28 protein-coding genes and 1 tRNA gene are annotated in these 17,550 nt (G+C 70.2%); 2 read left to right on the plus strand and 27 right to left on the minus strand.

Translation table 11 applies throughout. The features are described from left to right. Positions 1 to 6: 6 nt before the first annotated feature. Entirely contained in the window at positions 7 to 1,749 is a 1,743-nt protein-coding gene (locus AB0K15_RS18765) for an N-6 DNA methylase (protein WP_364051489.1), read from the minus strand. A gap of 77 nt (positions 1,750 to 1,826) precedes the next feature. On the opposite strand from AB0K15_RS18765, the gene AB0K15_RS18770 reads away from it, so the two are divergent. Together AB0K15_RS18770 and AB0K15_RS18775 are read left to right on the plus strand one after the other, a co-directional pair. Continuing rightward, positions 1,827 to 2,576 carry a protein phosphatase 2C domain-containing protein gene (locus tag AB0K15_RS18770; protein WP_364051492.1) on the plus strand — a complete coding sequence of 250 codons (750 nt, stop codon included), beginning with the start codon at positions 1,827 to 1,829 and terminating at the stop codon, positions 2,574 to 2,576. 57 nt (positions 2,577 to 2,633) lie between these two features. Then, positions 2,634 to 2,718: transfer RNA gene (locus AB0K15_RS18775), tRNA-Ser, on the plus strand. A 90-nt stretch (positions 2,719 to 2,808) separates the two neighbouring features. Here AB0K15_RS18775 and AB0K15_RS18780 read toward each other — a convergent pair. The 26 genes from AB0K15_RS18780 to AB0K15_RS18905 all read right to left on the minus strand — a co-directional run bounded on the left by AB0K15_RS18780 (position 2,809) and on the right by AB0K15_RS18905 (position 17,483). After that, the gene (locus AB0K15_RS18780) at positions 2,809 to 4,167 is read right to left on the minus strand and encodes a site-specific integrase (protein ID WP_364051495.1); all 1,359 of its coding nucleotides are present in this window, start codon (positions 4,165 to 4,167) and stop codon (positions 2,809 to 2,811) included. A 14-nt stretch (positions 4,168 to 4,181) separates the two neighbouring features. After that, on the minus strand, positions 4,182 to 4,481 hold the full coding sequence (locus AB0K15_RS18785) for a helix-turn-helix domain-containing protein (RefSeq protein WP_364051498.1): 300 nt from the start codon (positions 4,479 to 4,481) through the stop codon (positions 4,182 to 4,184). Positions 4,482 to 4,871: 390 nt separating this feature from the next. Beyond that, positions 4,872 to 6,392, minus strand: coding sequence for a hypothetical protein (locus AB0K15_RS18790; protein ID WP_364051501.1), 1,521 nt, complete (start codon positions 6,390 to 6,392; stop codon positions 4,872 to 4,874). A 187-nt stretch (positions 6,393 to 6,579) separates the two neighbouring features. After that, positions 6,580 to 7,014 (minus strand): hypothetical protein, encoded by a 435-nt coding sequence (locus AB0K15_RS18795; RefSeq protein WP_364051504.1) that lies wholly within the window; start codon positions 7,012 to 7,014, stop codon positions 6,580 to 6,582. After that, the gene (locus tag AB0K15_RS18800; RefSeq protein WP_364051507.1) at positions 6,989 to 7,225 is read right to left on the minus strand and encodes a hypothetical protein; all 237 of its coding nucleotides are present in this window, start codon (positions 7,223 to 7,225) and stop codon (positions 6,989 to 6,991) included. The genes AB0K15_RS18795 and AB0K15_RS18800 overlap by 26 nt, the downstream gene beginning before the upstream one ends. Continuing rightward, on the minus strand, positions 7,222 to 7,758 hold the full coding sequence (locus tag AB0K15_RS18805) for an RRQRL motif-containing zinc-binding protein (RefSeq protein ID WP_364051510.1): 537 nt from the start codon (positions 7,756 to 7,758) through the stop codon (positions 7,222 to 7,224). The genes AB0K15_RS18800 and AB0K15_RS18805 overlap by 4 nt, the downstream gene beginning before the upstream one ends. Before the next feature lie 21 nt (positions 7,759 to 7,779). Beyond that, positions 7,780 to 8,709 (minus strand): bifunctional DNA primase/polymerase, encoded by a 930-nt coding sequence (locus tag AB0K15_RS18810; RefSeq protein WP_364051513.1) that lies wholly within the window; start codon positions 8,707 to 8,709, stop codon positions 7,780 to 7,782. Between the two features lie 74 nt (positions 8,710 to 8,783). After that, positions 8,784 to 8,957, minus strand: coding sequence for a hypothetical protein (locus tag AB0K15_RS18815; RefSeq protein ID WP_364051516.1), 174 nt, complete (start codon positions 8,955 to 8,957; stop codon positions 8,784 to 8,786). Between the two features lie 45 nt (positions 8,958 to 9,002). Next, positions 9,003 to 9,470 carry a hypothetical protein gene (locus AB0K15_RS18820; protein ID WP_364051519.1) on the minus strand — a complete coding sequence of 156 codons (468 nt, stop codon included), beginning with the start codon at positions 9,468 to 9,470 and terminating at the stop codon, positions 9,003 to 9,005. Beyond that, on the minus strand, positions 9,470 to 9,709 hold the full coding sequence (locus AB0K15_RS18825; protein WP_364051522.1) for a hypothetical protein: 240 nt from the start codon (positions 9,707 to 9,709) through the stop codon (positions 9,470 to 9,472). Before AB0K15_RS18825 ends, AB0K15_RS18820 begins: the two co-directional genes overlap by 1 nt. A 51-nt stretch (positions 9,710 to 9,760) precedes the next feature. Then, positions 9,761 to 9,997, minus strand: a complete 237-nt coding sequence (locus tag AB0K15_RS18830; RefSeq protein WP_364051525.1) for a hypothetical protein — start codon at positions 9,995 to 9,997, stop codon at positions 9,761 to 9,763. A gap of 294 nt (positions 9,998 to 10,291) precedes the next feature. After that, on the minus strand, positions 10,292 to 12,541 hold the full coding sequence (locus tag AB0K15_RS18835; protein WP_364051528.1) for an FtsK/SpoIIIE domain-containing protein: 2,250 nt from the start codon (positions 12,539 to 12,541) through the stop codon (positions 10,292 to 10,294). Positions 12,542 to 12,638: 97 nt separating this feature from the next. After that, entirely contained in the window at positions 12,639 to 13,745 is a 1,107-nt protein-coding gene (locus tag AB0K15_RS18840; RefSeq protein WP_364051531.1) for a conjugal transfer protein TraI, read from the minus strand. Continuing rightward, positions 13,742 to 14,059: a conjugal transfer protein TraH gene (locus tag AB0K15_RS18845; RefSeq protein WP_364051534.1), complete on the minus strand. Its 318-nt coding sequence runs from the start codon at positions 14,057 to 14,059 to the stop codon at positions 13,742 to 13,744. The genes AB0K15_RS18840 and AB0K15_RS18845 overlap by 4 nt, the downstream gene beginning before the upstream one ends. Then, positions 14,056 to 14,403: a hypothetical protein gene (locus AB0K15_RS18850; RefSeq protein ID WP_364051537.1), complete on the minus strand. Its 348-nt coding sequence runs from the start codon at positions 14,401 to 14,403 to the stop codon at positions 14,056 to 14,058. The genes AB0K15_RS18845 and AB0K15_RS18850 overlap by 4 nt, the downstream gene beginning before the upstream one ends. Then, complete coding sequence (locus tag AB0K15_RS18855) at positions 14,396 to 14,647, minus strand: hypothetical protein (protein WP_364051540.1); 252 nt, start codon at positions 14,645 to 14,647, stop codon at positions 14,396 to 14,398. Before AB0K15_RS18855 ends, AB0K15_RS18850 begins: the two co-directional genes overlap by 8 nt. Then, a complete protein-coding gene (locus tag AB0K15_RS18860; protein WP_364051543.1) occupies positions 14,647 to 14,820 on the minus strand; it encodes a hypothetical protein in 174 nt (57 codons plus the stop codon). The genes AB0K15_RS18855 and AB0K15_RS18860 overlap by 1 nt, the downstream gene beginning before the upstream one ends. A 24-nt stretch (positions 14,821 to 14,844) precedes the next feature. Continuing rightward, entirely contained in the window at positions 14,845 to 15,033 is a 189-nt protein-coding gene (locus AB0K15_RS18865; RefSeq protein WP_364051546.1) for a hypothetical protein, read from the minus strand. 3 nt (positions 15,034 to 15,036) lie between these two features. Beyond that, positions 15,037 to 15,252 (minus strand): hypothetical protein, encoded by a 216-nt coding sequence (locus tag AB0K15_RS18870; protein ID WP_364051549.1) that lies wholly within the window; start codon positions 15,250 to 15,252, stop codon positions 15,037 to 15,039. Between the two features lie 100 nt (positions 15,253 to 15,352). Then, positions 15,353 to 15,496, minus strand: coding sequence for a hypothetical protein (locus tag AB0K15_RS18875; RefSeq protein ID WP_364051552.1), 144 nt, complete (start codon positions 15,494 to 15,496; stop codon positions 15,353 to 15,355). Next, positions 15,496 to 15,657, minus strand: a complete 162-nt coding sequence (locus AB0K15_RS18880) for a hypothetical protein (protein ID WP_364051555.1) — start codon at positions 15,655 to 15,657, stop codon at positions 15,496 to 15,498. The genes AB0K15_RS18875 and AB0K15_RS18880 overlap by 1 nt, the downstream gene beginning before the upstream one ends. A 55-nt stretch (positions 15,658 to 15,712) precedes the next feature. Continuing rightward, positions 15,713 to 15,955, minus strand: coding sequence for a hypothetical protein (locus AB0K15_RS18885; RefSeq protein ID WP_364051558.1), 243 nt, complete (start codon positions 15,953 to 15,955; stop codon positions 15,713 to 15,715). A 110-nt stretch (positions 15,956 to 16,065) separates the two neighbouring features. Then, positions 16,066 to 16,323, minus strand: coding sequence for a hypothetical protein (locus tag AB0K15_RS18890; protein WP_364051561.1), 258 nt, complete (start codon positions 16,321 to 16,323; stop codon positions 16,066 to 16,068). A gap of 100 nt (positions 16,324 to 16,423) precedes the next feature. Continuing rightward, the gene (locus AB0K15_RS18895) at positions 16,424 to 16,831 is read right to left on the minus strand and encodes an SsgA family sporulation/cell division regulator (protein WP_364051564.1); all 408 of its coding nucleotides are present in this window, start codon (positions 16,829 to 16,831) and stop codon (positions 16,424 to 16,426) included. Then, positions 16,828 to 17,268: a hypothetical protein gene (locus AB0K15_RS18900; RefSeq protein WP_364051567.1), complete on the minus strand. Its 441-nt coding sequence runs from the start codon at positions 17,266 to 17,268 to the stop codon at positions 16,828 to 16,830. The genes AB0K15_RS18895 and AB0K15_RS18900 overlap by 4 nt, the downstream gene beginning before the upstream one ends. Continuing rightward, a complete protein-coding gene (locus AB0K15_RS18905) occupies positions 17,265 to 17,483 on the minus strand; it encodes a hypothetical protein (RefSeq protein ID WP_364051570.1) in 219 nt (72 codons plus the stop codon). Before AB0K15_RS18905 ends, AB0K15_RS18900 begins: the two co-directional genes overlap by 4 nt. Positions 17,484 to 17,550: the final 67 nt, after the last annotated feature.

Genomic DNA, 17,550 nt, shown 5'->3' on the forward strand with positions numbered 1-17,550 from the left:
TTCCCTTCAGGCGCCTGGCCGCAGCCGTCCTTCGGCGAGCGCCGCAAAGCCTAGCCGGACCAGGTCACGGCCGATTTCCGCCGTCTCCCGCAGCGCCCGGTCGAACTCGGCGAGGGCTCGGAACGCGGCGCCGTACGAGCGTTGTTCGGCCAGCGGGTAGCGCGGCACCTTGAGGCGCCGCGTGTCGATGCGCGTCGACGCGCTGTGCACGGGGAAATCGGCCGCGCGCAGACAGCCGGCGAGGAACTCGGCGTCGAGGCGGGCGGGATCCACGCGGTAGAGCGAAAGCGCGGGGCCGAGCCGCACGGGTGGTCCACTGTGGACTCTGACGGCGCCGGTGACGGACGCGATCACGTCGCCGTCGTGCGCGATCACGGCCGCGTCGTCGGGAGCCGCGTAACCGGTGGGGGCGCGGCCGGCCAGCACGTCGTCGGGGGTGAGGACGGGTTCGTCGCCGTCGCCGGTCCGCGCGGGCGCGTGGTGGATCTCCAGCGCGCCGGCCTTCACGAGCTCACCGACGGTGGTGTGCGGCGGCTCCTCGCCCGCCGGCTGCAGCGGCGGGAGATCAAGGCCGACGCGGCCGAAAAGGCGCTGTGCGGCAAGGAAAGCCTCGCCGAGGTCTTCACGGGCGGTGCGGCGCTGGGCGGGCGTGAGGTCGACGTCGTCGTCGAGGAGGTCGATGATGCGCTCGCCGGTGCCGTTGCCGAGGTGGTCGCGCCAGAGGGCTTCGGCGGCGTCGACGGTCGTCTCGGCGATCAACGCGGTGGCCGGCGCGCGGGTGCCGGGCTCGGGTCTGGTGAGCACCCACAGGTCGGTGCCCGGAGCGAGCGTGAGCACGGCGCGCAGGGCGCCGGCGCGCAGGAGGTTCGCCCGGATGCGTTTGCCGCTGCGCCGGGCGGCGGCGGCGCCGGGCATGAGGATGGCGACGGTGCCACCGGGTTTCACGCGCGCCAGGCAGTGCTGCACCCACGCCAGCTCCGACTCGCCGCGCGGCGGCAGCCCGTACTCCCAGCGCTGGTCGCCGACGAGTTCTTCGTGGCCCCACGCGCGTTCGTTGAACGGCGGGTCGCACAGGACGACGTCGGCCTGCCGGCCGGTGAAGGCGTCTTCGCGGAAGGAGTCGCCGGCGTGGATCTCGGTGTCGGCGCCGTGGAGACGCAGGCGCAGGGCGGCGATGCGGGCGGTGGTGGGGTCACTGTCCTGCCCCTGGGCGCGGGTGGCTTCGGCGGCGAGGAGCAGGGACCCGAAGCCGCACGCCGGGTCGAGCACGGTGGTCCCCTTCGCGCCGGTGAGGCGGACCATCAGGCTCGCGTACGCGGGTGTCGTCGGGGAAACGCGGCGGGCGTGGGCTTCGAAGTAGCGTTCGCAGAGCTGCTCGAACGTCCGGCTCGCGCCGTTCGCCGTGGCCACCTCGGTGAGGAGGGCGAGCAGCTCGGGGTCGTCTTGAGGGCGTTCCGTGGCGTGGGCGAGGTACTCACCGGCGTCGGCGACACGGGTGCCCAGCTCGAGGTCGTCGCCGAGGGCGCGCAGCCGTTGCCACGCCAGGTCGATCGGCGCGAGCTCCACGGGCCGGCCGCGACCGGCCAGCCACGCCTGCACCTCGGGCAACGAGAACAGCGGGCTGGACGCGGTGCCGCCGACCGGGCGCGGGAAGTCGTCGTGGCGCCGCCGCCAGTTGCTCACCGCGGCGCGGCGCACCCCCGCGAGCCGGGCGATGTCGGCGGCGCTGACCGTCGCGGTGTCGTCCATGGCCAGCACGATAGCTGATGACTGCGGTTTTCATCGTTTTGCTTGTTAACTCAGTCAACCAATGGTTTCATGGTGACATGGTCACCAACCAGACCCGGTTCACCCTGCGCTACGCCGCGGGCTCCGACACCGGGCGACGACGCTCGATCAACGAGGACTCCGTCTACGCCAGCGGACGCCTGCTCGCCGTGGCCGACGGTATCGGTGGTCAGCCCCACGGGGAAGTGGCCAGTGCCACCGCGGTCGGCGTGCTCGCGAGCCTCGACTCCGAGCTGCGCTCGCTCGACCTCACCTCGCTCGACCTCCAGAGCACCCTCGCCGACGGCGTCCGGCGCGTCGGCGAGCGCCTCGCCGAGGTCGCCGAGCAGGACCCCGCCACCCACGGCATGGGCACCACCCTCACCACCGTGCTCTTCGACGGCGTCCGCTTCGCCGCCGCCCACATCGGCGACTCCCGCGGCTACCTCCTGCGCGACGGCGAACTGCACCGCATCACGCGTGACCACACCCTCGTCCAGGCCCTCGTCGAAGACGGCCGCATCTCACAGGCCGACGCCATCGACCACCCGCGCCGCTCGCTGCTCATGAAGGCCCTCCAGAGCACCGGCTCGGGCGACCCGGACGTCTGGGAGTTCACCCCCCTCGCCGGCGACCGCCTCCTGCTCTGCTCCGACGGCCTCACCGCCGGCGCCGGCGAACCCGCCATCGCCGAGACCCTGGCCGCCGGCACCCCCGACGAAGCCGTGCCCGCCCTCATCACCCTCGCCAACGACGGCGGCGGCCCCGACAACATCACCATCGTCGTCGCCGACGTCGTCCCCGCCTGATCGCCACCCCCGGCCCACCTGCGGGACCGCACCACCCCATCCGGTACCCTTCTCCACGGAGGATTGGCCGAGCGGCCTAAGGCGCACGCTTGGAAAGCGTGTTGGGTTCACGCCCTCGCAGGTTCGAATCCTGTATCCTCCGCCGCGTTACCAGGCAAAACGCCGGGTGCCCCACTTCGGGACACCCGGCGTTTTCCGTCTTAGTCTCAGTTCTAGTCTCATTTGCCCCCGGTTAGGCCACCTCCGGAGGCTCCTCGTCCTCGTTCGCAGCGGCGTCCGGCGGTGCCCAGAGCAGCCCGTCGACCCGGCCGGCCACGCCCCGGCGGATGCGGTCGGTGACGTGCTGGTATCTCGCGGCCATGGCTGTGCTGGACCACCCCATGATGGACATGACGGTCCGCTCGGGAACCTCCAGCAGCAGAAGCACCGTCGCGGCGGTGTGCCGGGCGTCGTGAAGCCGCCGCTCCCCCACCTTGGCGTCGCGCAGCAGTTCCTTCCAGTGGTGGTAGTCGGTGTTAGGCACGAGCGGCTGGCCGGTCGGCTTGGTGAAGACGTAGCCGGTCTCCTCCCACAGGTCTTCCGCCAGCGCACATTCCTGGGCTTGAGCTGCCTGGTGCCGCACGAGCAGGAGTGCGAGCTGCTTGGGCAGCCCGATGTACCGCTTACCGGCCCGCGACTTCGTGGGTGCGGTCTCCCGCCGTGCCGAGACACGCTGCGGGCAGTAGCCCGCGAACTTGCGGCCGCACGGCGTCGAGCAACCGTGCTTGTACTTCGGCCGGAGCCTGTTCCGTCGCACGCCGATTTCGGGCGCGTGGTGCTCGAAGCACGCGGCGCAGAACGGGGACCCGTGCTTCTTGCACGGCCGGTCCCAGCGGTCCCAGTTCACGTCAGGCCATTGGATTCCGAGGGCCTCGCCCTGGCGGAGACCCAGCGCAAGAGCGATGGCCCAACGCGCACTGTTCCGCCTGCGGTCGGCGGCTTCCAGAATGCGCTGGACCTCGTCGACGTCGTACGGCTCGTAGTCCTTCTCCTCCACCTTCGGGGCCCGGGCAAGTTCCGCGGGGTTCTTGGTGATGATGTCGCGCCGCTGCGCCACTTTCAGCGCCGTCCGAATGGTTCGGTGCACTTGGTGCACGCGACCCGGCGCGGCGCCCTCCCGGATCATTTTCCGGTAGAGCTTCTCAAGGTGCTCCGGTTCCAGCTTGTCGCCCGAGTGCGACCGCTGAAGCCTGTGGGCACCGATACCGGGAATTAGGTGAACCCGGCATGCCACCTCGTAAGCTTCCCAGGCGTTTTCAGTGATGGTCGGCGGTGCGATGATGTTCTCGAGCCAGTGGTTCAACCATGCCTCAACCGTCCAATTGAGACCGGCTTTGCGGACCTTGCCCTGGTCGCGCTCATTCTCCCACTCGCGGACCTTGTTGCGGACCTTCGTTTCGTCCTTGGACATCGTGTGTCGACGGTCGGGCTTTCCGTTGTCCTTGCGCCCAACCGTCACGCGACCGTGCCAGTGGCCATCGGTCTCGCTGAAATAGACACTGCTCGCCCCGTTCGGCGCGCGTGTGCCCTCGGGGCGCTTCTTCCTCGGCATGGATTTCCCCTCCCTCAGGCGGCTTCGCCGGTAGCGCGGCGGATCAGCTCAGCGGCGTACGCATCGACCGCAGACGTGTGGATACGACGGAGCCGCCCGATCTGAACGGATTCGAGCTGTCCAGTCCGGACGAGGCGGTAGGTCATCGTCCGGCCGATCCCAAGTCGTTCGGCTGCTTCCTCAACGGTGAGGAGGACACGCTGCGACGTGGGCCGGAGTGATGGACGAGCGATGCCGGCTTCTTGCGCCGCGATGCGTTCGGCGAGTTGGGCGAGCGTGGCTGCGAGCTGAGTGATGTCGTCAGCGGTAGGCATGTGTTGTGCCTTTCGGGGTCGTCGGGTTGAGACGTCAAGCCCGCATGTCCGAGTTCGGTCCCCCCACGCAGATCTTGTTACTCTGCGTAATCGTCAGCTGCGCGTGCTGGCAGGTGGGGGGTGCGGGTTTGGCGGCTCTGGGGCGTCGGGGCCGTGGAGAAACCCGCAAACCCGCAAACCCGCAAAGTGGTCGTTGACCTCGGGTTTTGCTTGCGGGTTTCTCCTCGCGGGATGGTGGGCGAAACCCGCAAACCCGCGGGTTTGCGGGTTTGGATGGGTTCATGATCAAACAAACCCGCAACCTTGAGAGGCCTTGTTTTTCCTGGTGAGAGAGTTAGGACAAGATCTTTTGCGGGTTTGCGGGTTTGCGGGTTTCTTGTGGCGGTTGTTCTAGGAGCCGTTGCGTACTACCCAGTAGGTTTTGCAGTTGCGGTGGCTGTCGACTTCGCTGCGTAACACGACGTCGGTGTGCCAGCGGTCCACCTGCCCTGCCAGCTTCCTGCCGAGGCTCTTGGTGGTGAGTGGCTTTCCGGAGGCGGTGACGGGGAAGGTCCCGGCCCAGGGGTCGGTGCCGGCGGTGGGTTCGCCGCTGACCCGTAGTTCTTGCGCGGTCATGTGTCGGTCGCCGTGGAGTTCGTCCCAGGTGAGGAAGAACGAGCGCCATTCGGCGTCTTCGTCGTCGAGGTCGCGGGTGGCGTCGGCGTTGGCGAGGAACCCGCGCACCCCGTGGTGTTCGAGGAACCCCCCGAGGTGCCGGGCCCACGGGGTGAACTGGCGCATCTGGGGGACCGCGGTGGCCGAGGGTGCGCCGTGGGCGGTCCAGTCGAGGATCAGGATCAGGATGTGGCGTAGCACGGTGGCGCGGTTGGCGGGATCGAGGATCCAGGTGTCGAGGTTGGGGATGGTGAACCCGGTGCGAGTTTCGGGGCGGGGGCAGTTCGGGTCGAGCCGCACCCACACCGAACGGGAGGCCATGTCGCCACCGGTGCGCAGGTTGTTCCCGGTAGCCAGCCACAGCCGGTCGTTCGGGAACGTCGCGGCGGCGTTGGTGCCGAGCTTGCGATCGGACCAGGTCCGTTCGGTGACCAGGCGGGCGAGCACGGCGGAGTCGACGACGGCGCCTTCGGCGAGGTTGTCGAACACGATCACCCCGACCGAGTCCGACAGCACGGTCGTGATCGATTTGCGGAGTTCGTCTTCGGATTCGGTCCAGGTCAGCACGCGCTGTCCGACCAGGAGCCCGACGCAGCCGGCGAGGATGGTTTTGCCGGAGCCGGGCATGGAGGCCTCGATCATCCCGAACGGGGACAGCGCGCGGGTGAACGGCCGGATCAGCGGCGTCACCAGCAGCGCCAGGTAGTTCGCGCGGTCGGCCTCGGTGCGCCACGGGAAGTCGCGCAGGAACCGTTCGAACAGGAACTCGCGGGCCTGGGCGACTTCCCGCGGTGTCGGGTGGTCGGGCACGGGTTGCAGGTGGTGGTTGCCGGCGAGGTAGAACCCGGTCGCCGGGTCGTAGCCGGGTTCCTGCAACAGGGTGCCGTCGGGGCGCAGCACGGGGGTGGAGATGATCCGCCGCAGGACCGGTAGCCCGGGCCAGGACTGGCGCGCCAGTACCGCGGCGAGCACCGGCCCGGGCGGGCTGACTTCGGTGTCGACCCACGCGTCGCGTACGAGCTTGGGCCGGTAGACCTCGGCATGCTCGGCCAGCAACCCGGCCAGCAGTGCCGGCTTGAGCACGGAGGCGACGATCGGGAGGGCGACGTCGTCTTCGGCGGTGGCGGGGTCGGCGGCGCCGGAGATTTCCTCGACCACCACTGGTGCTCCGTCCGAGACGTAGGTTTCGGGGATGAGGCGGCGGTTGACCGCGTCGGTGAGCACGCGGATCGCCTCTGGGTCTTCTCCGATCCGCACGCGCGGGCTCCCTTCGGTGTTCACTGCCCACAGCGGGCGGGCTGGATTCGGCTGGCTGGACATGGAGCTCTCCCATCGAGCAAGCGCGCCGCCGGAGACCGCAATGGGTGCGGTGTCAGGCGGCGCGGGGGGTGGTGCGTTCGAGCGAGTCGACGGCGGCGACGAGCCATTCGGCGGCAGTCGGGGTTCAGAGGCGAATGCCGGTCAGTCGCCCTGCACGGATGAGTTGCGGTGCAAGGGTTTCGATCCGGCGCCAGTGGCGGCCGACCGCGGCCCGAGCCATGGACCGGGCCCTGCTCTCGGACAGGCGCTTGTCGAGGCCCCGGTTCACGTGGCGGAAGTTGCCGATGTCGTAGGAGGAGTTGCCCCGGCTGGCGTGTCCGGCGCGGTGGGCACGCAGCCAGCGGTCTTCGGCCTCGAAACCGCCCCAACAGCCGACGGCGTACCCGGTTAGGTTGTCCGGGTCCCACACGACGTCGCAGTGCCCGGAATCCCCGGTGTGCACGACCTCCCGGATCTGGAGTCCGGCGTCGGACCAGACGGCGGCGTGGCCAAGTTCGTGGATCGCGATGCGCAGCTGGTGCGTGTCGGTGGGGTCACGACGGGGGCTGAACCATCCCATGCTCAACTCCTCTCTCGTCCAGCAACGCGGGCAGGCACCCGCAGTCGTCTTCGGCGTCGTGGTGGTAGCCGATGCAGCGATCGTCGGGACACCCGCAGGCGTCGCCGTGCCACTGGCCGTCCATGAAGTAGTTGCGGCGGGCCCATTCGGTCGGGCTGATCCCGGCGGCGCGCAGCTGCTCGCGCGCGTGCTCGTTCAGTCGTGTGCTCATGCGGCGATCTCCTGTGTCCATCCGGGGTTCTCGTGCTGCCCGGGGCGGGCGTGGTCGAGTGCGGCGTGTTCGTCGGCGGTGAGGGTGGGTTCGCCGACGAGGAAGTCGTGCAGGTGGCTGTCGGGCGGGAGGCCGGCGTCGGCGAGGCAGGGGTCGCAGGTGCGGTGCGCGCGGGGCAGCTCGGCCCAGCCGGTTTCGCCGCATGCGCGGCAGGTGCGCCGCGCTGCCATGGCCTTCTCCAGTGCGGCGCGGCGGCCGGGGGTCATCGGCCGGACCGGTTTGGCGTGCTCGATCAGGTACAGGTCGGCATAGACGAGCTTGGCGGCCTTGCGGCAGCGGAAGTACAGGAACGCCACCGGGTCCTGCCCACCCGGGCGCAGGCCGAGCGCGCGCAGCTGGCGGCGGGTCGCGAGCTTGTCGCGCGGCGCGATGCCGTGGGACATCAGGGGTTTGCCGTGCCAGGTGCCGCGGGTGAACTCCCGGTCGGGCGACCAGCACACTGTCGCCAGGACCCACGGGTGTTGACGTGCCATGGTGTGTCACCTCCTTCACGGTCATGCGGCACGGTGGCCGCAGGGTGTGACGCGCCGGGGGTTGGCGGCGCCGGCGCGCAGGCTGGTTTCGATGACGCCGTGGTCCTTGCCGAGCGAGGCCGTGTCGCCCCACGAGGCGACGGCGGCCTGCAGCTCGGTGCGAGCGTGGTGCTCGTCCAGCAGCCCAGCGCCGACGAGCTGCCCCAGGGCGTAGGCGGCGGTGGAGAGCACCCTGTTCCGCCGTCCTGGTGGCTCCCTGCGGACACGATCGGTCTCGCCCTGCAATGCCTTCGCCACGTAGGCGCTCGGTGCGGCTACGGCCTTCTCGCGTGGCTCTGAGAGGGCCGTGGAGGCGTGTTCGACGTTGGCTTGGACCAACCACCCCGGCAGCTGCACGGGGGCGGTGTCGTCGAGTAGCTCGTAGGCACCGTCCGGGCGGACCGAGCCGGCGCCGACGAGGTAGCCGCCCCAGCCGCGGGTGTCGACGTTGCTGGCGATGTGCTTGACCGTCGAGCGCAGCACGCACCCGGGCGGGACGGTGTAGAGCAGGTGCCGGCCACCGGAGGGTGTGGTGACCGTGTAGGTGTCAGGCAGCGGCCCGCCCCGCTCGGCAGCCAGCCGTTGCAGCTGAGTCCAGCCATCGGGGTCACGGGCGCCGGTCTGCCCGGGCTTGGGCTGATCGCAGTCGATCCCAAGCATCCCGGCCGGGCCGGGGAAGATCGCGATGTTCCACGGAGTCGCCGCCCACGCCCGCTCGACCAGCTCGGGGTCGGTCGAGGCCATCTGCTCGGGGGTGACGTGCCCGTCGGCGCAGCGCCCGGCCTGCGGGCAGCGGTCCTTGCGGTGCCACTCCGGGCGCTTGGCGCCGGGTCGCAGCGGGTAGACCGGCCACCCCCTGCCAGCAAACTCCAGCGCCCACCGCCGCAGCGACACCACCAGACGCTCGACCATCGGGGCCTCCTTTCTCCACTATGGACAGTGCTCACCCCGGCCAGCGGAGCGCCGGCCGGGGTGAGCGGGGTTGGTCAGATGAACGGCATTACTTCGGGCTTGTCCTTGTCCCGTACGAAGATCGTGTGGGTGCAGCCGTGGCAGTTCCACAAGGTCTTGCGGGAGAGCTTCCGCTGGATCCCGCTGTTGTAGTTGTGGCGCCCGTACTTGGCCACGTACGGACACTTGGCGGGGCTCGGCTTGCTCATGATCAGTTGTCCTTCCTGTTCTGTCAGGTGTCGGGCGTGCTGGGGTCAGGCGAAGTGGCTGCCGGAGAGACGGCCGTCGGCGGCGAGCTTGTGGGCGAGGCGGTCGATGCGGCCCCAGTTGCTCGCGACCACGGCGCGGGCCCGGTTTTCGAGCCAGCCGGTGGAGCGGTTGGAGTGGTGCTTCATCGTGTTGAAGAACGCCAGATCAGATCCGCAGCCGTGGGCCGCCCAGCGCAGCGCCTGGCCGCGCCAGCAGCCGTCATGGCGCTGCACCCAGCGGGCGGCACCCTCTCGCCCGGCGAGCGCCACGATCAGCTCGGTGTTGATCTGGTCCTGGTTGCCGGGCTCTGGCGCGGAATGTTCGATGAACCCGCGCTCGGATGTGAGCACCACGCGGCGCACCTGCAGCCAGGCCCGCCGGCTGGTGGCCGCCGCCCGGCAGGCGACCGCGTGGGCGACCTCGTGTGCCTCCAGGGCGAGCAACGCCGCTTCGTCGGGGCTGTAGCGGGCCATCACCAGCTCCGCAGGCCCGCGAACTTGAGACGCGCACCGATGGCCTGGTTCAGCACGCGCTCGGTGAGCTTGTTCATGCTCAGCCGGACGGGGATGCGCGTGAGCCCCAGCGCGGGGGCGACGGCGAGCAGCTGCTCGCGGTCCAGGCGCAGCGCGTTCAGGTACGCGGCGCCCTGCTCCTCGGTGTCGATCGGGCGCAGCTTCGCCGCGATCGCGGCGGGATCAGGCTGGGTGTTCACGGGATTGCCTCCTTGGTGTGTATGGGGTTTCGGGCTGGCCGGGACGGTGGGTCAGCGGTGCAGGCGCCAGACGGCTTTGCCCAGCGGGACTTCGCCGGCCGCGTTGAGTGCTTGCTGGATCACTCGCGCGTCGCTGGTGTTGACCTGGTTGCCGTGGGCGTCGAGGGCTTCACCGGTACGGCGGTCGATGCGGAACATCAGGCGCTCGCGGCGCGAGTTCCAGGCGACCGTGACGAACGCGCCCCGGCTGGTGACGGTCAGGTCGAGGTCCTTGTCGCTGAGTGCCATGGCTGTGCTCCTTTTCGTTGACGGGCCGGGAATCGTGCTGGGGTGCCGGGCCAGAATGGTTACGATGAGTGATCGGTGTGGTGTGTGGTGGGTGCAGTCGAGCGGGGGGAATTCCGGGGGAACCGGCGGGGGAAGCGTGCCCGGGGAGAAGGATTTGCTTCTCCGGGCTCCCCTCCCGGCCTCACCTAGGCTGATCAGCCCTGATAAACCGAGAGGGGACAGAGGGGAGCGGGGGTTCCGGCGGGTGTGGCGCCTCGGAACCCCCGCTTTTTCGTTACCGGCGGGGTGTGGGGTTCACTCCCCTTCGTCGGCGCGGTCGGCGATCGCGTTCTCGACGTTTCGTGCACGGACAGTGAGCGTTCCTTGCTTCTGGCGCACCGGGCAGCCCGCGTCTTCGAGGGCGGCTTTGACCTTGTCGGCGGTCAGCTCGGCGTAGGGCTCGTAGCCCGGCGCGAGCCGGCGCAGGCGGGCGCCGACATCGGTGGCCTTGATGTCCTTGCCGCCCAGGACCTCGGCGACGTCGGCGAGCAGGTCACGCTCCTGCGGGGCTTCGACCTGCAGGTTCTCTTCTTCGGCGCCGCCCCGGATGGCGACGGCGCGGTCGATGACGGCGGCGGAGTCGTCGCCGTCGATGAAGTGCGTGCGCACGGTCATCGCCGCTTGCCCCGGCGGCAGCGGGACGCCCTCGCCGGCGACGACCAGGGTGCCTTTGTCCAGGCCAGAGCGCAGTTCGTGCGGTGCGGCGCCGCCGTCGACAGCCTTCTCGCCGATGGCCATCCGGGCTTGGGATTCGGTGCCCAGGCACAGTGCCGCACGGATGTGAGCGCCTTCGCGGACCAGCTTGGGCAGGTTCTGGTCGGTCGGGTCCTGCGTGCCCTGCCACAGCACGACGTTGACCGCACGGCCCTGGTTCTGGATCCGGCGGGCGGCCATGAAGTAGCGGCTCTTGTTCGTCTGTCCGCCCCAGGGGTTCTTGTGCTCGTCCTTGAGCGGGTTCATGAACGCGTTCTGGGCCTCGTCGACCAGGAGCACGATGGGCTCGAACGGGCCGCCCTTCTTGGCCAGCTCGCGCGGGATGCCGTTGCGGTACTTCTCGCCGTCGAAGGCCTCCAGCCGTCGTTCCATCTCCTCGACGCCCCACTCCAGCATCTCGGTGGCGGCGATGCAGTGCTGGTCAGAGGGGCCTTCGATGAGGGTTTTCGCGACCGGCTTGAACATCCGCCAGTCGCCGATGCCCTTGAGGTCGGCGATGTGCAGCTGCACCGAGGGGTCCAGCGCCAGCCACAGCGCCAGGGCCCGCAGGCTGGCGGTCTTGCCCTGCTTGGACAGGCCGGTGATGAGCAGGTGGCACTGCAACAGCGCCAGCAGCACCGCGTCGCCGCGCAGATCCTCGCCCCACGGTGCCCGCCCGCTGTAGAGGTCGGCGGTCAGGGTTGGGTCCGTGACCAGCGGAGACGGGCCGATCGGCTCGTCCAAGGCACCCGAGTCCGCCGCCCACACGCGGATCGTGCGCGGGGAGGGCGGGGTGGACAGGAACACCTCGTGCTCGTGGCGGCCCATGTTCTCCGCGAGCTTGCGGCGCTTGCGCTTGACCTCCTCGGTGTCCACGCCCGAGGGCAGGTGCACGTCGAACTCGACGCCGCGTCCGGCCAGCCGGATCGGCGAGAGCATCGCCGCGCCGTTGTCCTCCATCTGCTCGATCTTCTTGCGCAGCACGGAAATCCGCAGGTCACGTAGGGCGGTGACGACGATCGACGGGGTGATCTCCACGTCGTCGGCCACCCGCTGGTGCGCCGGGCGGAACATCGGCGGGACGGACTCGGAGCGGCGGCCGAGGTTCCACAAGTAGGTCACCAGCCCGGCGGTGCCGGCCAGGACCAGGAACGCGCCGTAGCTGATGACGAACCACACGCAGAACGCGATCGCGTCGATCACCCCGATGATCGGGTCCAGCACGCCGCCCTTGCCCGCGACCCACAGGACCAGGCCCAGGACCAGCAGGAGTACAGCGGCGGAGAACGTCAGCATCGCCGCGGCCTTGGCGATCTGCCAGGGCGACTTCATCCAGTCCATCGACCGCTCGTGCCGCCGCTGCTTCTCGGTCACGTCGCGGGCTTCCCACTCGGCCACCTTGTCGTGATCGCCGGCCAGCTCGGCCGCGCGCATCATCCGCTCGTAGCGCGACGAGCCGTGGGTGTCGCGCCAGCGCTTGACCGCCGCGGCCGCGCCCAGGGACGGGTACACCAGCGCGTTGCGGCACACGAACCGCAGCGTCGAGACCGTCCGGTCGTGCGAGATCGCCGTCCGGGTCACGCGGGCGACGGTGACCGCGTTGCGGCGGTACTGCTCGTAGCGCCACAGCGCCTGCGCCTTCTGCGAGGTGAGCAACGCCCACTCCTCCTCGGACACCACTTCGCCCTCGATCACCGGACCGGACTCGGCCTTGCGCAGGGGGTGGACCGTGGCCAGCTCACCGGCGGACTCGACGGCCGCGGTGGGGGTGGTCTCGGGGGTGGTTTCGTCGTGGTGGTCGGTGGGTGCCATGGGGTCCTCCTGCGGTGTACTCGTGCAGGTCACGGGCAGGGTCGGCACCGCGTGCCCGGTGGGCAGGGTGACCGACCCTGCCCGGACCCGGGTGGGGTTAGTCGGTGGGGCGGTTCTTGTACTCGTCGCGCAGCGTCATGGCGTACTTTTTGCCGCACTGCAGTGCCTTGCGGATGTCCTCCACGACGTCCGGGCGGAACCCGGCGGGCGGGTCGGCGAGCAGCGCCTTGAACTCCTGGCGGAGCTCGTCGAGTCCGCGCCGCTTGGGCTCGGGGATGGTCGAGCGGGCTGTCGTGCGTCGGGTCGTCCGGCGCACGGGCACCGCCCTCGGGGCCGCTGTGGCGACCGTCGCCGGCGTGGCGTTGGCGGCCGGGGTGGTTTCCGTCGCGGCGGGTGCCGGGTCGACGGTGGCGGCGTCGGGGTGGACGTCGAGCCTGCCGAACGCGGCGAGCAGGTGGGGCAGGCAGCGCACGACCGCGACGGCGACGACCGGGCCGAGCAGGTGCAGCACGAGGCTGGACACGGTGAAGTCGGGGGCGACACCGGGCAGGTGGGGCCAGGCGTTCATGCCGAGCGTGAGCCCGAGGAACACCCACTCGGTGCGTTCGACGCTGCCCGAGCGCAGCGGCTGGCCGCGGGTGGTGAGGTAGGCGCGGCCGGCCACGACCATGAGCAGCGCGAGCGAGCAGAACGGTTCGGCCAGCCACGCGAAGCACCACTGCGGGCTCCACAGCGGGTTGCCCTCGGCCGCGAAGGCCTGGACCCCGGCGGTGGACCAGGCCAGCGCCAGGACCAGCGACACCAGCGCCACGCCGATGATCAGGCGCAGCATCCGGGCGTCGCGGTAGGCCAGCACGCGGGGGTCGCGGGAGAGCTGCCACAGCGCGGCGGCTTCGTTGACCGCCTTACGGCGGGTGCGGACCTTGTCGGTGGTGACCTCGAACGGTGCGGTGTCGGCCTCCAGCGCGAGCAGCCGGTGGGCCTCCTCGTGCTCGGCTACGCGGCGCTTGACCCGCCGCGTCACCCCGGCCCGGCCCGCGCTGGTGGTCTCGCGCGGGTCCGGGCCCGCCTCGCCGTCCTCGTCGGGCTCGCCGAGGGCGTCGGCGTCGGCGACTTCGGCGAGGTGGCGTTCGAGGGCGGCCAGGCCCTGGGAGAACTCGCCGCCGGGGTCGCCGTCGTCGAGGTGTTCGGTCGTGGTGGTCATGCGTTGGCCTCCTTCCGGCCGGTGGGCTCGGCCTCCCCGGCCGAGGCCGGATCGGTCGAGCGCGAGGTGGTGGTGAGCTGGGGTCGGGGCGGGGTGCCGGCGACCGCGGCGCGGGTGGCGCGGGTGGTGCGGTGCAGCCGGATCTCGTGCGCGGCCCAGACCGCGGCGATCGCGGCGGAGAGCAGGTCGAGCCAGCTGGTGGTGAACGCGCCGATCACCACGGGCGTGGTCACCGCGGCGAGTTCGCCGAAGCGTCCGACCGTCCACACCAGAGCCTTCTCGGTCCGGGTGCGGCACGGGTGCTGCTCGGTCATGGCGTCACCTCCGGGTAGTGCGGGCAGTGGCGGCGACCGCAGAGATGCACCGTGGTGCCGTCGTCGAGGCGGGTGTCGAACGTCATCCGCCCGGTCACGACCGCGGCGAGGTCGCGGCCGTCTTGCAGAACACCGCCGGCGTAGAGGCCGATCAGGCCCCAGCCCCACCACGGCGGCATCCACGAGCGGGTCACCAGCGCGCAGACCACGACGATGACGGCGATCATGAACAGCTGGCCTGCCACCAACCTGACCGCCTCGCGGCGGGCGTCGTCGCGGGCCAGCTGCAGCGCGTCGGCGGCGTCCTCGCGGGTGGCCGGGCCGGGCATGGTGAGCTCAGGCATGGGCGGGCTCCTTCCGGGTCACGGGGAAGTTCGGGGGGAAGAACTGGTTGACCGGGCCGCGCGGCGGCTCGGTTGCGAGCCGTTGCAGGCTGGTGTTGAGCCGGGCCATCACCCCGGCCAGGATCGCGGCGAGCAGCACCAGCGGGATCCGGATCAGGTGCAGTACCACGAACCCCAGCAGCGCGGCCAGGAACCCGAGCAGCACGAGGGTTCCCTTGCGCTCCAGTACCTCGAACACGTTCATCACGCACCTCGCTCGGTGCTGGTGTAGGTGCACTGCGGGCAGCCGAAGATGGCCTGGGGCAACGTGAACGTGCGCTCGGGCCAGCCGCACGCGGGGCAGTCCGCGTCGATGCACAGCACGACCTCGGGCGTGGTGTCCGGGTTTTCGGTGGGTCGGTGAGTGATCTGGTCCATGGGTCAGAACTCCTTGCTGGTCGGCTACGCGAGCAGGCCGCGCCACACCTGGGCGCGCTGCTCGGCTTTGGCCGCCGCCGTGAAGTAGGTGGAGGCCATACGGAAGTCCCCGGCGTGTTCGAGCTGCTCGGCCTTGTCTCGAAGAGCGGTCGCGGTCGATTCCTCGTCAGCGGCGTTGCGCCGGTATGCCTCGGCGAGCTTCTTGTCCGTCACGGCTCAGCGCTCCCGGCTGGTTGGGGCGGCCGAGGCGGCCGTGCTGCGCAGGTGGCAGTTGGCGGCGGCGGGCTTGCGGCAGTGGGTGATGCAGCGGCAGGCGCCGGGCTTGCGCGGTGGTGTGGTGGCGTCGGTGTGGAAGGTGCCGACGGGCTCGGCCGGCTGGCGGTCCGGGCGGCCGGTCGGTGCCGGGCTGGGCGCGGGTGGGGCCGGTACCATGGGGTTTCCCCTTTCCGGGTACGTGAGTGCTGGGAGAGCGGGGTCAGACCCCGGCCCGGTGGGTTGTGCTCGCGAGGCGTAGGCCACCGGGCCGGGGTCCTCAGCGCTTGACCGCGGTGAGCGGCTTGCGCGATTCGCGCCGGGGCATGGCCTCGGACCAGGAGTGCTTGCAGTAACGGCAGGTCTTGTAGGCCCAGCCGCCCTTCAGCTTCGCGATGAACGCGGTGTGCTTGCAGGCGCCCATCAGTCCATCTCCATTCCGACCTTGCGCGAGCACGCCGGCCGGTTGCAGATGTTGACCTTCAGGCTGATGCGGCGACCGCAGCCGGCACACCTGCCCCGCGTCAACCCGGTCACCGTGTAGCCGAGGACGTCCTTCGGCTTCTTCTTGCCGAGCAGAGCCATGATGTTGTTCTCCTTCTGTGTCACGGGGTTGCGGGCGGATCAGGTGGTGCGGTCGTCAGCGCAGGGCGTTCCATTCGGCGATGGCGGCGCTGTGGTAGGTGACGATGAGGTCCTTGACGTAGCGGAAGTCGCCGTTCTTGCCCTTGAGGACCTCGCGGTCGAAGGCGGCCACGGCGCTCTTGCGCAGGGCCGCGAGCTTCTTGCCGCGCGAGCCGAGCTTGCGGGCCTTCGCGGCGAGATCGTCGCCGTCCTTGATCCAGCGCTGAAGCTCTCGCGTCTGCCAGTCTCCGTAGCTCATCGGTCTTACGTCCTTTCGTCGTGGTTGACAGGTTTCTGGCGGTGTTGGTGCACCGGGGCGGCCTCGGGCGTCGAGGCCGGCGAGACCGCCCCGGCCAGCCGGGCCGCGGGTCAGCGGCGGCGGGCGGTGTTGATCGCGTGGATGACGCCGGCGGCGTACTTGTCGACAGCCGCGGTGACGATGTGCAGGGCCTTGCGCTCGCCGTGCTTCGCGACCAGGTTGTCGAACGCGTCGAGGGCCAGCGTCGCGTCGCGCTTGCGCCCCTCGATGCGGGCCCGCTCACGAAAGGTGAGGTGGTCCTCGGCGTTGTGCTGTGCCTTCCGCAGCGTGGTGCGGGCGGCAGCCAGGAGTTTCTCGGTGTTGGCCATCTCGGTCCCTCTCCTCATCGGTTTTCCGTGTCGCACGCCCGGTTTCGGGCGTGCGGAAGCAGAGGCCGGGTGGCCTCTGCGTTGTGGTGCGGGTGGTGGCTCAGGCGGCGTCGCGGCCGAGCAGGGCGATCTCGTGGTCCCAGTCGAACGCGGCGGCTTCGGCGCCTGTGGGCACGAGGGTTTCGGTCTCGTCGAGGCCGCGTTGCAGCTCGGCGCGGGAGAACTCCAGGCGCGCCATGCCGTCCGGGGAGGACAGGACGATCTCGACGGTGTCGGCGAAGGAGATGATGCGCACATCGCCGTGACCGGCGTCGCCGGCGAGGCCGTCGGCGAGCAGGTCACGGCTGAACAGCCAGCTGATTCGCCGGCCACCAGTGTCGGTGACGTTCAGCTGCACCGCGTACGGGTCGGCCGGGTCGTAGCGGAAACACACCCGCAGCTCAGGCCCGACCGCACACCGGTTGGCGGGGTCGAGCAGGCGGGCGGTCATGAACACGTTCAGCGTCACCGTGTCGCCCCCGTCGGTTCCTGCACTCCGGCCACCAGGTACGCCTGCGCCATCCAGTTACGGGCCATCTGCAGGTGGTCTTTGCGGTCCGAGGACGTCCAGTCGAGCCACAGCGCGCACAGCGCGTGTGCGAGCAGGTTGAGCAGCACGTCGGCCGGCATCGGTGTGCGGCTGTGCTGCACCGCGCGGGCCAGGCCGGACACGACCGCGGCGACTTCGCTGACGTGGTCGAGCTCGGAGCGCCAACCTGCCTGCGCACGCCGGACGATCGCGGCGTGCATCTCGATCAGGGCGTCCTCCTGATCGGAGACGCTGTCGAGCCAGCGGGTGAGGTAGGTAAGCGCTTGGTCGAAGTACACGGAGCCGTACTCGCTGAAGATGTCGTCGTTGTTGAAACCGGCGAGGATGGCGTCGGTGGCTGTGGATGTGGTGGTCATCGGGCACCCCGCCCGTGCTTGCGGCAGAAGGCGCCGTTCTTCGGGGTGCGGATGCAGCCCTTGACCTTGCAGGGCCGGGCTTCCGGGTTCCAGCTCCACCGGCCGGTGCCCGTCCAGTTCGCCTGATCGCTGAGCAGGGCGTCGACTTCGGCTCCGGAGGCGGCCCACTCGTCTTTCAGCTGGGCGATTTTGGCTTGGACGACCTTGCGTACCATGACGGTTCTCCTGTTCTGCATTCGTGTGGTGGCAGGGGTTTCACCCCGGCCCGGCGGAGTGTTCTTG

This window comes from Amycolatopsis sp. NPDC049253, assembly GCF_040678995.1.
Taxonomy (GTDB): domain Bacteria; phylum Actinomycetota; class Actinomycetes; order Mycobacteriales; family Pseudonocardiaceae; genus Amycolatopsis.

Coding starts and splice junctions, on each gene's coding strand:
- AB0K15_RS18900 (WP_364051567.1), bottom strand. CDS start 17,268: ATGACCACCACATCCACAGCCACCGACGCCATCCTCGCCGGTTTCAAC.
- AB0K15_RS18905 (WP_364051570.1), bottom strand. CDS start 17,483: ATGGTACGCAAGGTCGTCCAAGCCAAAATCGCCCAGCTGAAAGACGAG.
- AB0K15_RS18890 (WP_364051561.1), bottom strand. CDS start 16,323: ATGGCCAACACCGAGAAACTCCTGGCTGCCGCCCGCACCACGCTGCGG.
- AB0K15_RS18805 (WP_364051510.1), bottom strand. CDS start 7,758: ATGGCACGTCAACACCCGTGGGTCCTGGCGACAGTGTGCTGGTCGCCC.
- AB0K15_RS18885 (WP_364051558.1), bottom strand. CDS start 15,955: ATGAGCTACGGAGACTGGCAGACGCGAGAGCTTCAGCGCTGGATCAAG.
- AB0K15_RS18840 (WP_364051531.1), bottom strand. CDS start 13,745: ATGACCACCACGACCGAACACCTCGACGACGGCGACCCCGGCGGCGAG.
- AB0K15_RS18870 (WP_364051549.1), bottom strand. CDS start 15,252: ATGGTACCGGCCCCACCCGCGCCCAGCCCGGCACCGACCGGCCGCCCG.
- AB0K15_RS18815 (WP_364051516.1), bottom strand. CDS start 8,957: ATGAGCAAGCCGAGCCCCGCCAAGTGTCCGTACGTGGCCAAGTACGGG.
- AB0K15_RS18875 (WP_364051552.1), bottom strand. CDS start 15,496: ATGGGCGCCTGCAAGCACACCGCGTTCATCGCGAAGCTGAAGGGCGGC.
- AB0K15_RS18780 (WP_364051495.1), bottom strand. CDS start 4,167: ATGCCGAGGAAGAAGCGCCCCGAGGGCACACGCGCGCCGAACGGGGCG.
- AB0K15_RS18880 (WP_364051555.1), bottom strand. CDS start 15,657: ATGGCTCTGCTCGGCAAGAAGAAGCCGAAGGACGTCCTCGGCTACACG.
- AB0K15_RS18810 (WP_364051513.1), bottom strand. CDS start 8,709: ATGGTCGAGCGTCTGGTGGTGTCGCTGCGGCGGTGGGCGCTGGAGTTT.
- AB0K15_RS18860 (WP_364051543.1), bottom strand. CDS start 14,820: ATGGACCAGATCACTCACCGACCCACCGAAAACCCGGACACCACGCCC.
- AB0K15_RS18800 (WP_364051507.1), bottom strand. CDS start 7,225: ATGAGCACACGACTGAACGAGCACGCGCGCGAGCAGCTGCGCGCCGCC.
- AB0K15_RS18785 (WP_364051498.1), bottom strand. CDS start 4,481: ATGCCTACCGCTGACGACATCACTCAGCTCGCAGCCACGCTCGCCCAA.
- AB0K15_RS18855 (WP_364051540.1), bottom strand. CDS start 14,647: ATGAACGTGTTCGAGGTACTGGAGCGCAAGGGAACCCTCGTGCTGCTC.
- AB0K15_RS18795 (WP_364051504.1), bottom strand. CDS start 7,014: ATGGGATGGTTCAGCCCCCGTCGTGACCCCACCGACACGCACCAGCTG.
- AB0K15_RS18850 (WP_364051537.1), bottom strand. CDS start 14,403: ATGCCTGAGCTCACCATGCCCGGCCCGGCCACCCGCGAGGACGCCGCC.
- AB0K15_RS18770 (WP_364051492.1), top strand. CDS start 1,827: ATGGTCACCAACCAGACCCGGTTCACCCTGCGCTACGCCGCGGGCTCC.
- AB0K15_RS18765 (WP_364051489.1), bottom strand. CDS start 1,749: ATGGACGACACCGCGACGGTCAGCGCCGCCGACATCGCCCGGCTCGCG.
- AB0K15_RS18845 (WP_364051534.1), bottom strand. CDS start 14,059: ATGACCGAGCAGCACCCGTGCCGCACCCGGACCGAGAAGGCTCTGGTG.
- AB0K15_RS18820 (WP_364051519.1), bottom strand. CDS start 9,470: ATGGCCCGCTACAGCCCCGACGAAGCGGCGTTGCTCGCCCTGGAGGCA.
- AB0K15_RS18830 (WP_364051525.1), bottom strand. CDS start 9,997: ATGGCACTCAGCGACAAGGACCTCGACCTGACCGTCACCAGCCGGGGC.
- AB0K15_RS18835 (WP_364051528.1), bottom strand. CDS start 12,541: ATGGCACCCACCGACCACCACGACGAAACCACCCCCGAGACCACCCCC.